Source organism: Leptolyngbya sp. AN02str (genome assembly GCF_050565595.1).
GTDB lineage: Bacteria > Cyanobacteriota > Cyanobacteriia > Elainellales > Elainellaceae > Kaiparowitsia.
Genome location: NZ_JBNXVR010000009.1, coordinates 138,988 through 154,497, shown reverse-complemented (window position 1 = coordinate 154,497; position 15,510 = coordinate 138,988). Strand labels below are relative to the sequence as shown.

Here is a 15,510-nt window from a genome sequence, read left to right as displayed (position 1 = left end):
GGGCAACCGTTTGCCCTTACGGTTCAAGCTGAAGATCCATCTCCTGAATTTGCAGCTCAAAGCCTCGGGAATCGCTGAAGACAAGCTCTACTCGGCGATCGCGCGCATAGTCGAGGCGGGAGCTGCCATCGGTGCGGCGCAGTTCTTCCCCAAAAGCGCGAATAGTCATGCGCTCTGGGGCAATGCCCTGCTGCAACAGGTAATTGCGCACCGACAGCGCCCGGCGGTTGGACAGGGCAATGTTGTACTCAGCGCTGGCGCGGGGGTCGGTATGGCCCTGAAGCTCCACCGTGATAGAGGGATACTGACGCAACACTTCGGCGATGCGATCGAGCACCGCTTGGCTCTCAGGGCTGAGTGTGGATTGATCGAGGGCAAAGTGCACATTCGTCGGCACTTGAAGAATTTCGGGGATGGGCTGGGGTTCCGGCTCAGGTTCCGGTTCCGGTTCTAGGGCAACCGGGGGCGTGGTGCAGCGGGGAATCACCCCAATGGGGGGCACAGCCGCAGGCCCAAACGAGAGGGTGGGAGAGGGTTCCGAGGTGCCATAGCGAGGATCGGTGGCGATCGCACTCAGGCCATTTCCTGGTGTGATGGCGACCTGCACTACAAATTCCCCAGAATCGTCGGGCTGCACCGTTTGCACAAATTCCCCCAGCGCACCGTAGCTTTTGTCTGTTTCGGTGACGCGGTATAGGCTGACGACTGACCCCGGATCAGTCTGACCCATGAGGGTGACCTGCGTATCGGTGCGATCGCCCACCGTCAGCTCCGGCGCATTGATCGCTCCGTTGGCAGTATCGTTGCGGCGATGGGGCGAGTTGCGCGGCGGATTGGGGCCATCCCCAACCTGAAAATCCTGCACGGCGACGTTATCCTGCGTGTTCAGGTCAATGCTCAACCCTTCTAGTGCGGTAAACTGGTTGCCCTCAATGGTATTGCGATGGCTGCTGGGGTAGGCCGCCACAACGACCCCCGGCCCCGGTTGATAGCCAATATCGTTGTTTAAAACTTGATGATCGCTTCCCATTAAATAGATGGCGGCGCGGCGAAAGCGGCGGCTATTGTACCGAAACTGATTTTCCCGAATTTGCACCGCCCCTTCCGGCTTGAACAGATACACGCCACTGCCATCGCTGGCACAGATCAGGTTCCCGGTAATCGCGGCATTATTCACCTGCCCTTCCAGGCGAATCGCGTCGGGCATACCGGCAACTCCGTTCCCAACCAAGATGTTGCTTTGCACCTGCATGCCTTCCGCCCGAATTCCCGTAATGATGGCGCTACCGTCGTGGTTTTCGATCCGGTTTTGGCGAATGATTGGGGCGATCGCATTGAAGACTACCACCCCAAAGGCCGAGCGATCGCCCTCCAACGGTTCCTGCGAGGGTGGCAAGCCCAACCAGTTTTGCTCGATCACCACATTTTGGGGCGGCAACTGGCGATCGCCCTCTAGCGCTCGTTCCGAGACGGCTTGGGTGCGAACGGGCGGCAGATTGCTGTGGGAAATGAAAATATCAGCGGGTGGGGTTGAAGCCGTGGCCCCATGCCGCGAGGTAAACCCATACAGGCTGAGACCCCGAATCGTGACATCGCTTGCCGTAATGGCAAACCCGCGAAACACGTCTGCATCTGGTACAGGCGTAAGGCTCACCAAGGGAATGGGAATGGCAATCTCGGCGGTGGCCGATCCGGTTGGGTCGTAGCCGGGTTGCGTGGTGCCGTCAATCACCAGTCCCGGTGTGACCAGCGTGGGCAATGCTGCCGCTAGCTGAATCGTCGTTTGCTCAGGCGGCAAATCAAACTCCACCCGAGACCCCTCACTTGTACTCACCTGGGCTTGTTCTGCTGGAGTCAACGCATCTAGGGAGAGCGAGCCGTCTAACAGGCTCAAGGCTTCGCGCAGGGTCAACGCATCATCCGGGGCGATCGCATCTTGATTACTATTCACCAAAAGTCGCAAGGTGGGGGGTGGTGGCGCAGCGGAGTCAACCGCTTGAGCAAGAGCCGTCATGGGCAATAGCACGGGGGCGATCGCCAATCCCAGCGATAAGCTCCACATTCCTTTCTGCAACAACTTAACAGGCTGGCTCATCTTATTCCTCTCCCTCGGGTGCCAGTGGCTCCAGGAACGCATCCACGCTGGGTGCCCCCGCTGCCTGCTGAACGATGGATTCTTGCTGCTGGGGCGGCGCAATGCGCTGTCGGCCAAAGCCGCCAAACAGCTCATTCACCTTGAAGCTAATGTTCAAGTACAGACCCCCCTCGGAGCGATCGCCAAAGTCTGTATCGTTTGCCCGACCAAAACTGTAGCCCAACCCCACCCGCAAATCGGGCGTGGCGTAGTATCCCACCTCGGTGGCAAAGCCCACCTCATCAAAGCCAGTTTCCGACTGGCCAATCCATCGGGCTTCTCCGGCAATGTCCCACTGGTAGCCCAGGCGGTAGGCCACCCGTCCCTGTCCTAGGGCGATCGTGTTATTCACCGTCAGGTCGTTGGCCAGGTAAGAGTTGGAATGCCGCAGCGCAAACTTGCCGTAAAACTCCCACCGCCAACTCGGCGCATAAATTGCCTCCAGGGCAAAGGTATGGTCATCTGTGCCATTACCCGAATTCTGCAAAATATTGTCGGGAATGAGCGAGGGGTTTTGCCGATAGCGATAGCTGAGCAAAGCATTGAAGCGATCGCTCCGAGGATTGCGGTAGGCCAATCCCAGCCGCAGGTTAGCAGTATCGCCCAGGCGACCCGTCAGCAGTGGGTTGGCATAGTTGCCTTGCTGGAATCGCAGCAACGCCGTTAACTCGGGGGTAATGCGCCCCACCGCCGCCGCCGTCCACACGGTGTTGTTGCCGTTGGGCGAAGTGCGCCGCTCAAACCGACCGCTCGCCTGAAAGTCGGGATTATCGGTATATTCCAGGCCAATGCTGTAGCTTTCGCCCGACGACAGGCCCAGCGCCGAAGCGCTTTGACCCACCGCATAGGGCTGCTCAAACTGCTGCCCCGCCGCCGTTTCCAGCAAAATATCCTCGGCAATGCGCTCATAGCCAACGCGCAGCCGCAGCCCTGGAGCCAGCGCCACCCCGTGGTTAATGCCAACCATTTGCTGGCCCATCATGCCAGAAATGCCGCCCACCACGGCATAACGCCCGGTGAGGGTGGTGTCTTCAGTGAGTTGGCGACTGTAGGTGGTGCCAATGCTGGTCACCGAGTTGTCGCCATACACCCCGCCATAGAAAAACTGCTGGGTGAGATCTAACGTTGTGAATTCGTCAAACCGCCAGGACAGGCCCAGGGCTGTTCGTCCAGGATAGATGGGATCATCTTCGCTACTGAGGGTGAGGTCATTTTGGGCACGCAGCGTTAGATCAGGCGCAATGGGCCAATCGAGCCGAGTCACCAACTGACTGGAATCGACATCAAAGGCATTGCCCGCGCGATCGCTGCGGTTGCGATCGACAAATTCCACCCCCAGCGATGCATCTCCAATTCGCTGCAGCACCCCTGCACTCAAGCTGGTGAGCGTATTGTTGACGGTGGCCCCCGGTGCAGCAATCAACCCCGGATTCAGCAAATCCGCCAGGTTCGTAATCAGCAGCGGCGAGGTGCCGTAATTTTCCTCAAAGTCATAGCGAAGCTGAAGTTGGGTGGATGGGGTGACCGAGGCGGCCAGCGCAGCCCCCAACCGAGTTTGACCCGGACGAAAGCTCGTGGTGGCATCGTTGGCAAAGGTTTCGTCAACCGAGCGATAGAGCAGTTGTGCCCGCACGCTGTTGCCCAGCGGGGTATTGGCCTCTAGCCGATAGGCCGTTCCGGTTTGGGTACCCACTCCGGGCAGATCGCGGCTAGAACGGGCAATTTCTCCCACAATTTGCCCTGTCTCTCCAATGGGAATTTGAAAGTCGCCACCGTACAGCTCGTAGTTGCGATCGCCCTGATCTTCATTCAGGTAGCTCACGGCGGCCCAGCTCCCGCGCGATAGCCCCTGCACAAAGTTGTATTGCAATCGCCCCGCGTACAGGTTGGTGTCTTGCCCTCCCTCGTATTGGTAGCTGGTCACAATTCGCCGCACGAGCGATCGCCCAAACGGATCGAATTGCGTACGCTGAATTGGTCGGCGAAACAGCAACGTACCTCGGTCATAGTCAATCTCGTAGTCGGGGCCGCGCCGCAGCGCCTCCCGCTCGACTACCACCCCCGGACGACCCAACTCTTCCAGCTCCAGATACACCGTTTCGCTACCGGGTATGACCAATCGACGCGACAGAAAGTAGAAACCGCTGGTGCCATCGGGCGCGATCGTATCTCGTTGAAAGCCCTCAACATCGGTGGCAAACATGCCTGTCACTTGAAAGTTGCCCAGGCTGTAGTTGCCCCGAAAGCCATGGAGCTGGCGCGAAGTGGCCGTGAATAGCTGCGAACTGCGGGAAAACTCCGGCGTGTTGTAATCGCCCCACATGAAGAAGTCAGGCTCGGCTCCTGGTGTGCGCGAGTCACGCTGAAACCGCAAAAACAAACTGTCGGACGAGGGTGTGAGGAAATCGACGGTGGAACTATCGCCATAGACGGGATAGGCGCTTTCGCAGCTTTGGTCATCTCGGAAGAGGCGATTGTTACCATCGCAGGACTCGTTCAGCGTACGGCTGCTGTTGTACGCCCCCAAAAACGACCACTCCCCCAAGCGTCCAATGCCAAACAGCGTGGCATCAAAATCTACTTCGGTCCCGTCGGTTAGTTCATCGGGGTCGAGAAAATCGCGGAAGCTGCCCCAATAGTTGGTGCCCGACTGCCCAATCCGCAGATTGAGCAATCCGGTAAACAGTGAAGGCCGCAGTTCTGTGGTGAAATCGACTTCGGTGTAAGCCTCAAGCTCATCTCCCGGAAAGGGAAGCGCCACCTGAGTTTGCGGCTGGGGGGTGCTGTTACTGGGCAACGGCAGGTTGAGCCGCGATGCGCGCGCCAAGCTGAGCGATCGCCGTTCCACTGCCGCCCGTATCCGCACTCGTTGCGCCTGCGAGTTGGCCTGCAACCGTACCAAAAACTCCCCATTGAGGGCTTGCACCTGGAAACCCGCACGATCGGTATCGTAGTCGGCCCCCAAAAATCGGCCTGCGGTTGCAGTCAAGGTCACCACAAAGCGATCGGGAATTACCTCTTCATCGGCATTAACCACCCGACCTGCCAGCTCCAATGTGGAGCGATTGTCGGCCTGAATGCTAGAGGCACCCAGCGGAAACAGCTCTAGCCGGTAGCCCTCTAGTTCCCCAGCCTCAGCCCCAAGTTCCGATGGCTGTACCGGATCAGTGAGCAAGGTTTGCGCCAGAGGCATTGAGTTGGGCTGGCTCGGCACTTCGCGAGAGGAGTCAATCGTCTGAGATCCGGCTTCGGACAGCTCTGCTTGGGCTGTTGCGGTCTCGGCGATCGCGGCGGTTGCGGGAACAGACGCATCGGTGAGTTCACCCGAACCATGGGGCAATAGATGAGGCTGCCACTGGCGATCGCGGCTCATTTCCTCGACCACCAGCCCAGCCGCTCCGGTTGCCAAGGGTTCAGTCGAAATAGCAGGGGCGATCGCCGCTTCTGAGCCGCTCTTCATCCAGTGCAAATTCGCAATTGGGCTTGGCGACTGGCCCAAATCGGATGAGTCATCAGCGACAACATCAACCTCTGCGGCTACGGGCAGCACTGCACCCAGCACCCCAGACAAGCCCAACATGCCCAACCTTAAGGACATGGAAAACCAGTAATTCATGACTGACCCTCCCCAAAGGTTGGTGTGACAGCAAAGTTCATGCGGGCAAGGCCACCCGGAGCCAGCCGCACCAAGCGCGATGGACTATTCCCCTCAATGCGATACAGATTGGGGGCAAGCGTATATCCCGGCAGGCTGGTCAAATCCAGCGCACCGACCCGGTTGCCCGCCACCACGTTGGCCAGCGAGAACAGGCCATCGGCATCGGTCACCACGCGGTTGCCGTCATCCATGAAGATCACCGCATTGGGCACACCCGGTTCGCCAGACTGCTGCTCACCATCAAAGTTGCGGTCTACAAACACGCGACCCACAATCGTGCCGCAATCCGACAAAATGCCCGGTCGAATCACAAGCTGGTAGCTCGACTCGCTACACTCCACACCCTCGGCGCAGGCGATCGCCTGGTTGCGCCCATTGCCCCGAATCGAATCTGGCGTCAGCAGGACGGCATAAGCCAGGTTCAAGGTTTGTGCAGGTTCCAATCGGGGAAACGTAAAGGTGAGCGATCGCCCATTGACGACGGGAGGAGGCAACGTCACCGGAGTAACCACGCTTCCGGCAGACAACGATGCCTGAGCCGAGCCAGCAACGTACTCCAGGCCCAGCGGCAACTGGTCATCAATTTGCAGATTGTTAATGGCGATCGCCCCCGTATTCCGAACGAGCAAACGATAAACCACCGTATCTCCTGGCTCTGCTGCGGCGCGATCGGCAGTCTTTATCAACTCCAGACTGGACGGTTGCACCAGAACCGTAAAACTTGTTTCATCGGAGGGGACATTGGTCACCTCACCACTGGGATTTTCAAAGCTAGCCGACCCTTGATTCGTAATGGTCAGCACCGTTTGAGCCACCAGTGGTTGTTGCGGCGTAATTCCGTAGCTTAAACCCAATGCGAGTAGTAACGACGCCAGGAACAGGCCGCTGTATCTCAACCAGCGAGAAAAGCGGTACATGTGGAACCCCGATTCGTAGGAATAACCGGATTGCGCAGAACTTAAACTCGACCCAGCCCATCTAGGTCACACACTCAGCGATGCCCCTACTTCAGTATTTACGCGGATACGAAATACCTGAACAATTTCCCACAAATTCTTTTATCTGACAACAGCTGCGTCTACAAACATGGTTTTTCGCAAAAAACCACCAAATTCCCGGAAATACGAGTCATCGAGCCTCAGAGTGTTCTTGTATCCATCAAGCTCGACTCCGAAAATTCACATAGACACCTGGGTATTAAATTAATCTTGTGAAGCTCTGGTAAAGACGGTAGACAAATGCATCAACTCTCCGGAGTGAGCCCAGCAAACTTGTCTGACAACCTGCTTTTGTGGTTAAGGCTAGTCGATCAAAGCAGTGACCCAACAGCATTTTTTCCCCTTGAGGACTCCACAGGCATGACACCTCACGATTCCTACTTCAATGCCGCTGTGCCAGCTTTGGTTCAAGCTGGCGAACCAACAGGCCGGTATCGCAGCAGATGCTGCAGCACGCGTCCTCCAAATTGGGGGAGCCATCATATGGGCTAATTCGACAGGATGAGGCGACACCTAATACCACTGCGTTAGAGTGGCAGTATCCACGTAGTTTGCCCCCAATTTTCGAGGCTTTCGAATTATCTATCTCCAAAGTTCAGTAAATATTGAACAAATCGAACAAACTGAAATATGGTAGGTTTAAGAAATGTAAACGTTGTTCAGGTTGAAGCAGTCTTGAATCCAGAGCGGGCGATCGCAAAGACCCATTTTGTAGAAGAAGTGGGGCTCATGTTTGAACAAGCGGGCTTTCCTCGCATGGCTGGGCGGATTTTTGGCTGGTTGCTCATTTCAGAACCGCCTCAACAATCCAGTGCCGATCTGGCCGAGGTGCTGCAAGCCAGCAAAGGCTCTATCAGCACCATAACGCGCCTACTCATTCAAATTGGATTGCTTGAAAAAGTAGGGTTACCGGGCGATCGCCGCGACTATTTTCAAATCAAAACCAACGCCTGGACGCACATGACCGAACAACGGCTCGCCCAAATTGTGGCGTTTCGTAAGCTAGCCGAACGCGGCTTGGATCTTTTAAAAGAGGCTCCCCCTGTCCAACAGAAGCGGCTTCAAGAAATGCGAGATATGCATGCGTTTCTTGAGCGAGAACTCCCCTTGCTGAATCAACGATGGGAGGAAGAACAAGCCCAAAAACGGGTATCTCGGCAATAAACCGTGCAGCGATTACCCTCTTTCGCTCAGGTCATATCGGATTCAATACCCCTCATGTGATAGCACTCACCTGGTTCGCATATTCGCATCACAGTTCACCTGTTCACCGATTGGATACGCGCTTCTTCGTAGGGCAGACACGGTTCTAGACTTCATACCTTTGCATCATTTGCTCGCCGGTTGCCTCGTGGTTCGATTGCTCCTCACCTCTTTCGTGTCAAACACTCACTTCCATCGCTATGCAATTTCCTCTGTCTAAAAAAGGTCGCCAACCTGCTCCCTGGTTGCTAGGGTTGGTTGCCGCAGGTGTGCTGGGTATTGGTTCGCTGGGCGTGTTTATGGCTCGTCAGCAGGCAAATGCCCCCGACATTAGCACGATGACGGTTCCTGTAGAGTCAACTGCGCTAACGCTGCGAATTACCGCAAGTGGCAAGGTGCAACCTACCCGAACCGTGAACCTAAGTCCCAAATCGTCGGGCATTGTGTCAGAGCTGTTTGTTGAACAGGGCGATCGCGTGCAGCAGGGGCAAATCATCGCCCAAATGGAAAGTGCCGAGATTGCCGCCCAGCTCACGCAAGCGCGAGCCCGAGTTGCCCAGGCCCAGGCTCGTTTGGCCGAACGGCGCGCAGGCAACCTTCCCGAAGAAATTGCTCAGCGGCAGGCCGAAGTTGATCAAGCCCAGGCTCAAGTCAACGAGGCCCAAACCCGACTCAACCTGGCTAATACCCGGCTAGAGCGCAACCGCACCCTGCAAACCCAAGGGGCGATCTCTCGAGATGACCTGGATGCTGCCATTCGCGAAGCCGAGAGCGCTCGCGCCACGGTAGAGCTGAACCAGGCCAATCTGCGGGCCGCCCAACAGCGGCTGGCGCTGGGTCGCAGTGGTAGCCGCGCCGAGCAAATCGCCGATGCCGAAGCTCAACTGCAAGAAGCCCTTGGCAATTTACAAGCCACCGAAGTGCGGCAAGAAGAAACGGTCATTCGCGCCCCGTTTAGCGGGGTGATTACACAGCGCTATGCCACGGTGGGGTCTTTTGTGACACCCACGACCTCGGCTTCGGAAGCGTCATCGGCGACCTCGACGGCGATTGTGGCGTTGGCGGAGGGGTTAGAAGTTTTGGCGGAGGTGCCCGAAGTGGACATTGGCCAGATTCGGGTTGGCCAAGCGGTAGAAGTGAGAGCCGATGCTCTGCCCGAGCAAGTGTTTCAAGGACGGGTGCGGTTAGTTGCGCCGGAGGCCGTGGTTCAACAAAATGTCACGTCGTTTCAGGTTCGGATTGAGCTGACGACGGGGCAAGACGTCTTGCTGTCGGGCATGAATGCAGATGTGACGTTTTTGGGCGATCGCCTCGATAGTGCGGTTGTGGTTCCTACGGTGGCCATTGTGCGCAAAGACGGACAGGATGGGGTTCTTGTGCCAGATAATCGCAACCAACCCGAGTTTCGCCCGGTGACCCTGGGCAGCGCAGTCGGCAACGATACCCAGGTTTTGGATGGCCTCAATGAGGGCGATCGCGTCTTTATCGACCTCCCTCCTCGCGAAGCTCAGAAATGGATGAACCCTCAGTCGTAGCTCAGCCGCTATCCCAGAGTTTGTTTGTATTTGCAACGATTCAACTCGTCCTTGTCTGCATACATTTCAGGAGCAGGAACCCATGGTTGATATTGGTGAAAGCGTAAAAATGGCGGTGAAAACGCTCACCGCCAATCGCCTTCGCAGTGCGCTCACCATGCTCGGCATTATTATTGGCAACGCCTCGGTGATTACGATGGTGGGCGTGGGCCAAGGGGCACAGCGCTACGCCTCCGAACAGTTTGAGTCTCTTGGTCCGAATGTGCTGTTTGTGGTACCGGGCAACAACTCCGGTCGTCGCACCAACGACATTCCCCGCACCCTCACCTACGAAGATGCCCAAGCGATCGCCACCCAAGTGCCCATGGTGGAAGCGGTTGCGCCGCAGTTGCAATCTCAGCAGTCGGTCGTTTCTGGCAACCGCAACACGTCTGCCTCGATTATGGGCACCACCTCAGACTTCACCGTTGTGCGCAGCTTTAATGTGGAGCAAGGCCGTTTTTTAAGCGATCTGGATGTCCAGCGTGGTACCCGCGTTGCCGCCCTGGGCTCTGAGTTGGCAGAGACTCTATTTGGCAATGCCAACCCGATTGGCCAGCAAATCCGTATCAAAAACGTCAGCTTTCAAGTCATTGGGGTAATGGAATCGAAAGGGGCCTTTTTGGGAAACAACCAGGATGATGTGGCCTACATTCCCCTCACCACCATGTCTGCGCAGATCACAGGTAATGTATCGCCCTATGGCACCGAGGTCACCTTTATTTCCGCCGCCGCCCGCGACGAAGCCTCGATTATTGCGGCTCAGTTTCAAATGACCAACTTGCTGCGGCTACGACACAAAATCGTCAATGAGGATGATTTCGTCATTCAAACCCAAAAAGATGCACTCACTATTGTTGGCAATGTCACCGGAGCGCTCACCATTATGCTGGCGGCGATCGCAGGCATTTCCTTATTTGTCGGTGGCATTGGCATCATGAACATCATGCTGGTTTCAGTACGCGAACGCACCCAAGAAATTGGCCTCCGCAAAGCGATTGGCGCTTCCCAAGACGATATTTTGACCCAGTTCATGATTGAAGCAGTCATTCTGGCAGCCATTGGGGGGGTCGTTGGCACCCTAATTGGGGTTGGCGGCGTCACCTTTATTGGAGCAATCACACCGCTCAAAGCTGGCATTTCTCCTGTTGCAGTGGTACTGGCAGTTGGTGTTTCTGGTGGCATTGGCCTGTTCTTTGGGGTTGTTCCGGCTCGTCAAGCCGCCAAACTCGATCCCATCGTTGCCCTCCGCAGCGCCTAATTGCACTAGCCTTCAGCGCTCCACGCGTTCTCCCAATTTCCTCTCAACCCCAGTTCCTAACCCCTTGTCTCTATGAAAACCATCATCCGCCTCGAACAGGTTTCCAAAGTGTACGGTGCTGGTAATACCGAAGTACGTGCCCTAGCCGAGGTTGACCTAACCATAGACTCCGGTGAATACTGCGCCATTATGGGCCCTTCTGGATCAGGAAAATCGACCGCCATGAATATCATTGGCTGTCTCGATCGCCCGACTTCAGGTCACTATTACCTCGATGGGCTGGATGTCGCCAACATGAGCGATGCGGACTTAGCCGTCATTCGTAATCGCAAAATTGGCTTCGTCTTTCAGCAGTTTCACCTGTTGCCGCAGTTGACTGCCCTAGAAAATGTGATGCTACCGATGGTGTACGCTGGCATCTCTCATGCAGAACGCACGGAGCGCGCCGAGGAAGCCTTAACCCGCGTGGGCCTCGCCAATCGCCTCAACAATCGTCCCAATCAACTGTCTGGAGGGCAACAGCAACGGGTGGCGATCGCCCGTGCCATTGTTAACCGTCCTGTGTTGCTGCTAGCCGACGAACCAACCGGAGCCCTCGACTCCAAAACCACACAAGAGGTGATGGCAATCTTTCAAGAGCTAAACGATTCGGGCATGACCGTTGTTATGGTTACCCACGAACCCGAGGTCGCTCGCCTCACGCACCGGGTTGTTTGGTTCCGCGATGGACAAGTAATTCATGCCCACTTAGAACCCGCAGAACTGGGGCAAGTCGCGGTTGCTTTCTAGCGTTCATCATCCACAAACCCCAACCTTCTAACCCAAGAGATCTCAAGCTCCAATTTCCGCATTTCCAGCAAGCTTCCATCAGCTTGAATGACCCGTTGGGCCGACAGGCCATCAGGTCTCTATCGTTTCATTCCGTTCAATTGGCCCATGAGCTGCGTGAAGCGAAACAGCTCCCCAAATGGCCAACCCTATGCAGAAGGAGGGGCGATCGCACCGCACCGCAACGAATCGAGAGCCCATCCCATTCACACAAAACAACGAAGCTCATCCTCTGCGATTTTTTTGGGCACTAGGCGGGAATACTCAGCATAGCAACCCTTAACTCAACAAATCTTTACAAATGGAAATCTGCACAGGCGTTTCCAACCAACACTTCAAATTACCAGCAACCAGCTTTTACGTAACTTTACTTAATCAACGGCGTTCATATGTTTTAATAACTACATTGCTCAATCCATGAGGCAATCGGAGAATTCAAGAAAAAAGTCCAACCGATCTCCAAAAGTCTTCGAGAAATTGCCTTAGAGGCCGATTTCAAAGGATACCCGCTCAAGCAAACTATCCCTGAAGTCTCAAAAGTGTCATAGCCCCCTTCACAAGCAGTGTAAAGTAGCACACTGTTGTCATGAAGCAATCATCTTAATAAGTCCAGCTGTAAAACCTGCTAACAGTTGCCCCCGCTCATAGTAGCGTCATCCAAATTTTCAACCCTCCTTTTAGCCCTCATTTACTCACCTAGACACCCCAGTCTCTTAACCTCAAAGCCAATGAGTGGGCACTCAGTTCCAACACATTAAGATCGACCCTATTTTATTCACTTCTCGCTGTTGAACTGTGGATGAGCGATGGCAAACCAAAAGCATTTATCCCTGCTAAAACAAGGGCCACGAACGTGGAATCAGTGGCGAGAAACGGTTGATGAACACCCAATAGATGAGCATCCCCAAGTTGGGCAGACCAGCCTCAACTGTCCAAACCTGCGCGAAGCGACGTTGAGCCATGCCAACCTACGCGAGGGAGCCTTCAACCAAGTCGATTTCTGCATGGCCGACCTGCGGCAAGCCGATCTCAGCCGTGCCAACCTCAAAGAAGCCATTCTCTACACCTCTGACCTCCAAGAAGCAAATTTGAGAGAGGCCAATCTTGTTGGAGCAGACCTACGAGAAGCCAATCTCGTTCATGCCGATCTGAGTTGTTCGAATCTCAATATGGCGACGTTGGCAATGGCAGATTTGCGCGAAGCGACCCTGCGCGAAGCGAGCTTGGACGGTGCCAATCTCAGCCATGCCACCCTCACCCAAGTGGATGCCAGTATGGCCAAACTGCGCGAGGTGGTTATTGACCGAGCCGATCTCCGGGCAAGTCGCCTCTACACGGCTGACCTAACCCGGGCCAACCTATATGGAGCAAACTTAAGCCAGTCCGACCTGCGTGAGGCAACGCTAACCCAAGCGAACTTGCGAGAAGTAGACCTACGCCAAGCCGACTTGAGCCGTGCCATTTTGTCCCTAGCAAATATGATTGGTGCCACGCTTTACCACGCCAATCTGTCATGGGCTAACCTCAGCATGGCCAACCTCTGCATGGCCAACCTGAGCCACGCCAACCTTGCAGGTGCCGTTTTGATTGGCACGAACCTGATCGGTACTAATTTGTACAAAGCATCACTCACAAGAGCCAATTTCGCCGAGGCCGATTTGCGAGAAGCCTCGCTGAATGAGGCCGATTTGAGCAATGCCAAACTAGCTTATGCCAACTTGGGTATGGCAAACCTCAGTCGAGCAAATCTGCAGGGAGCTAACTTGAGAGGAGCCAATCTGCGGCAGGCCAACTTGTGGGAAGCAAATTTGGATGGGGCATGCTTGGTGGATGCCATCTTGCCAGAAGGACTAATTCACGGCAATATTTCTTCTCAATAAGAGTTTGCTGCGACAGAGTTGCTGGTGAGAATGCGGCACAATTCTGTAGGTTGACCGTGTGGAAGCCCATTTTGCGCGATCGCCCTGTGCCAACCTCCACCTTACAACCTCATAAAAACTCATGAACCAACGAGGTCTCCAAGCTGATTTGTCGATGTCACCAGTCTAGTTAGTGTCATGTCTAGCCTGCTTCAAACAAAGCAAGTCCCATGATATTCATCTCCAAATGAAAGCCCATCTTCATAAGGCAATCTCTCAAAAAGGTAGGCAATGTTAACGTAGGCAGTGTCCTTACCCGAGCGATCTCCGTACACAATGTGTCGAATTAAACGTGCTGTGGTGAATTTTCTTCAAACTTCACATTATTAACACAAGTCCTACCGTTCAACAGGAAAGGTGATCATGATGATTGCAAACTTAAGAATATGACTAGCTTTTCAGCGCTGAAAGGCCATCTACCAAAGGCTCAATGTTCGCAAAACAGTCTCAAAACCTAAATTGAGATCTCAGCAATCTCCCTAGATCCGTTCTGAAACGCCAGCCCATGGATTGGTTATTTGTCCGGATTTAGATTGATGAGCTATGAGCCAAGATATACGTACAAGGTTGCATCTACTCGAGGAATTATGAATATTATTGCTGCTGCGGTGGTTTACCTATCCACGTCAGTCTTAGGGCTTGGGGGCCTGAATCCGTCTGAATTTGGCACGATCGAAGACATTCAAATGAAGAACCCCCCCTGTGCTCCGGCCTACATTGAGTGTCAATAACGGGCTAGCTGGCTAGTACTGAATTTGGTGAACATCACTTACCAAATCAGTAACCCCGCATCTGGACTCGTATGAACACATAGTCCTGCTCTAAACTCTAGCTTTCTGATGTTCATAAGCTCAACCGCCGGAAGATATAGGTTTTGAGTGGCTTCAGTACTCACAGAGCTTTCTCTTACCAAAAGAGGATGTTGTAGCTCTTACATCTTTATTCTTTCAAGGTTCCTAACAATTGCCTAGGCTTTATCGTCTACGGGATGAATGGCTGCTAACTTTGGAGCCTGCGCTAAGCGCAGGCTCCAAAGCGTTTTAGATGTCCATGATATGCATTAGTTAGTCATGGTAGAAAGTTGGCGTTGACGGCTCATCGCAACACTGAGCAGCTTGGATTCTTGAAAGCAGCATTGCGATCAGAACTGACGAACCTAAAAGAATTGATCTTTGAGAGTACACACGACTTCTACATTGAGCGCTGTGGATAAGCCGTCGCTCCCCGTCACTTCAATCCATTGCAGACCCATATCCCGTAATTGGTGGATGCGGTTGCACAGAACCATGACCAGGGCGGCATATTCTGTGGAATTTACCCACAGTTTTAAAGTGGATTGGTGAATTTGAGCTTTATCAATAGGATGACCTAACCATTCGCTAATTGCTTTTTGGGCTATCATCGTTGACCCCTTATGCCTGAATTGCTAAACAGTTGCTGAGAACTTTCTTCAAAAACGTCGTTGAAGGATTGAACGGCGATCGCAGTACCTACAAACCTCAAGGACCACCTCGAAGACAAAGCTCTATAGAGCCTGAAAACCCAACTAGGTTCAAGCTGAACGAGAAATGTGTACATCGTGAGCTTGTAAAAAGCTTGTCGTTAGTGCGTGATTGAAGTGCGGCGATCAAATACGTGACAGATGAGAGTTTCTAGGGCGATCAAAATAGGCTTTTATACTCAGTGAACGAAGAGGGTGCCCTATTTGAGTTACCCTTCTATTCTAAAAAGTTGAGCTACTCAAATAACGAATTGGATTGATTTATTGCTATGTCTTAACTTTCAGGAAAGCTTTTTAACCTTAGGAGTTGCTTTTCCAGATCGATTTTGGAGACCATTCTCAAGTGAATGAAGGGTAAGAGCAGTAAAAGCTCGCTTTTACTGAGCTAGGCCTTCAAACCTAGGAAGAGTAACCTTTGGGCAGTGTCGTTCTTC

The 15,510-nt window shown here is 54.1% G+C and carries 10 protein-coding genes; 6 read left to right on the top strand and 4 right to left on the bottom strand.

What is annotated here, in order from left to right; translation table 11 throughout:
* Nucleotides 1-16: 16 nt before the first annotated feature.
* Genes ACQ4M4_RS09455 through ACQ4M4_RS09445 form a run of 3 tightly spaced genes read right to left on the bottom strand, consistent with a single transcriptional unit; the run spans nucleotide 17 to nucleotide 6,709 of the window.
* Nucleotides 17-2,095, bottom strand: a complete 2,079-nt coding sequence (locus tag ACQ4M4_RS09455) for an OmpA family protein (RefSeq protein WP_430684243.1) — start codon at nucleotides 2,093-2,095, stop codon at nucleotides 17-19.
* 1 nt (nucleotide 2,096) lies between these two features.
* Entirely contained in the window at nucleotides 2,097-5,750 is a 3,654-nt protein-coding gene (locus ACQ4M4_RS09450) for a TonB-dependent receptor (RefSeq protein ID WP_430684242.1), read from the bottom strand.
* Nucleotides 5,747-6,709: a DUF7507 domain-containing protein gene (locus ACQ4M4_RS09445; RefSeq protein WP_430684241.1), complete on the bottom strand. Its 963-nt coding sequence runs from the start codon at nucleotides 6,707-6,709 to the stop codon at nucleotides 5,747-5,749. Before ACQ4M4_RS09445 ends, ACQ4M4_RS09450 begins: the two co-directional genes overlap by 4 nt.
* A gap of 711 nt (nucleotides 6,710-7,420) precedes the next feature.
* On the opposite strand from ACQ4M4_RS09445, the gene ACQ4M4_RS09440 reads away from it, so the two are divergent.
* From ACQ4M4_RS09440 to ACQ4M4_RS09415, 6 genes are all read left to right on the top strand, one after another.
* Nucleotides 7,421-7,954, top strand: coding sequence for a GbsR/MarR family transcriptional regulator (locus ACQ4M4_RS09440; protein ID WP_430684240.1), 534 nt, complete (start codon nucleotides 7,421-7,423; stop codon nucleotides 7,952-7,954).
* 239 nt (nucleotides 7,955-8,193) lie between these two features.
* Nucleotides 8,194-9,528 (top strand): efflux RND transporter periplasmic adaptor subunit, encoded by a 1,335-nt coding sequence (locus ACQ4M4_RS09435; RefSeq protein ID WP_430684239.1) that lies wholly within the window; start codon nucleotides 8,194-8,196, stop codon nucleotides 9,526-9,528.
* Between the two features lie 82 nt (nucleotides 9,529-9,610).
* Nucleotides 9,611-10,828, top strand: coding sequence for an ABC transporter permease (locus ACQ4M4_RS09430; protein WP_430684238.1), 1,218 nt, complete (start codon nucleotides 9,611-9,613; stop codon nucleotides 10,826-10,828).
* 72 nt (nucleotides 10,829-10,900) lie between these two features.
* Nucleotides 10,901-11,617, top strand: a complete 717-nt coding sequence (locus ACQ4M4_RS09425; protein WP_430684237.1) for an ABC transporter ATP-binding protein — start codon at nucleotides 10,901-10,903, stop codon at nucleotides 11,615-11,617.
* Nucleotides 11,618-12,462: 845 nt separating this feature from the next.
* Nucleotides 12,463-13,536, top strand: a complete 1,074-nt coding sequence (locus ACQ4M4_RS09420) for a pentapeptide repeat-containing protein (RefSeq protein WP_430684236.1) — start codon at nucleotides 12,463-12,465, stop codon at nucleotides 13,534-13,536.
* Between the two features lie 626 nt (nucleotides 13,537-14,162).
* Nucleotides 14,163-14,306 (top strand): hypothetical protein, encoded by a 144-nt coding sequence (locus tag ACQ4M4_RS09415; RefSeq protein ID WP_430684235.1) that lies wholly within the window; start codon nucleotides 14,163-14,165, stop codon nucleotides 14,304-14,306.
* 425 nt (nucleotides 14,307-14,731) lie between these two features.
* Here the strand turns inward: ACQ4M4_RS09415 and ACQ4M4_RS09410 are convergent, their stop codons facing one another.
* Complete coding sequence (locus ACQ4M4_RS09410) at nucleotides 14,732-14,977, bottom strand: hypothetical protein (RefSeq protein ID WP_430684234.1); 246 nt, start codon at nucleotides 14,975-14,977, stop codon at nucleotides 14,732-14,734.
* Between the last annotated feature and the right edge of the window lie 533 nt (nucleotides 14,978-15,510).

Excerpts from the sequence above, each read along its gene's own strand:
- ACQ4M4_RS09445 (WP_430684241.1), bottom strand. The coding sequence starts at position 6,709 with ATGTACCGCTTTTCTCGCTGGTTGAGATACAGCGGCCTGTTCCTGGCG.
- ACQ4M4_RS09435 (WP_430684239.1), top strand. The coding sequence starts at position 8,194 with ATGCAATTTCCTCTGTCTAAAAAAGGTCGCCAACCTGCTCCCTGGTTG.
- ACQ4M4_RS09410 (WP_430684234.1), bottom strand. The coding sequence starts at position 14,977 with ATGATAGCCCAAAAAGCAATTAGCGAATGGTTAGGTCATCCTATTGAT.
- ACQ4M4_RS09415 (WP_430684235.1), top strand. The coding sequence starts at position 14,163 with ATGAATATTATTGCTGCTGCGGTGGTTTACCTATCCACGTCAGTCTTA.
- ACQ4M4_RS09430 (WP_430684238.1), top strand. The coding sequence starts at position 9,611 with ATGGTTGATATTGGTGAAAGCGTAAAAATGGCGGTGAAAACGCTCACC.
- ACQ4M4_RS09420 (WP_430684236.1), top strand. The coding sequence starts at position 12,463 with ATGGCAAACCAAAAGCATTTATCCCTGCTAAAACAAGGGCCACGAACG.
- ACQ4M4_RS09450 (WP_430684242.1), bottom strand. The coding sequence starts at position 5,750 with ATGAATTACTGGTTTTCCATGTCCTTAAGGTTGGGCATGTTGGGCTTG.
- ACQ4M4_RS09455 (WP_430684243.1), bottom strand. The coding sequence starts at position 2,095 with ATGAGCCAGCCTGTTAAGTTGTTGCAGAAAGGAATGTGGAGCTTATCG.
- ACQ4M4_RS09425 (WP_430684237.1), top strand. The coding sequence starts at position 10,901 with ATGAAAACCATCATCCGCCTCGAACAGGTTTCCAAAGTGTACGGTGCT.
- ACQ4M4_RS09440 (WP_430684240.1), top strand. The coding sequence starts at position 7,421 with ATGGTAGGTTTAAGAAATGTAAACGTTGTTCAGGTTGAAGCAGTCTTG.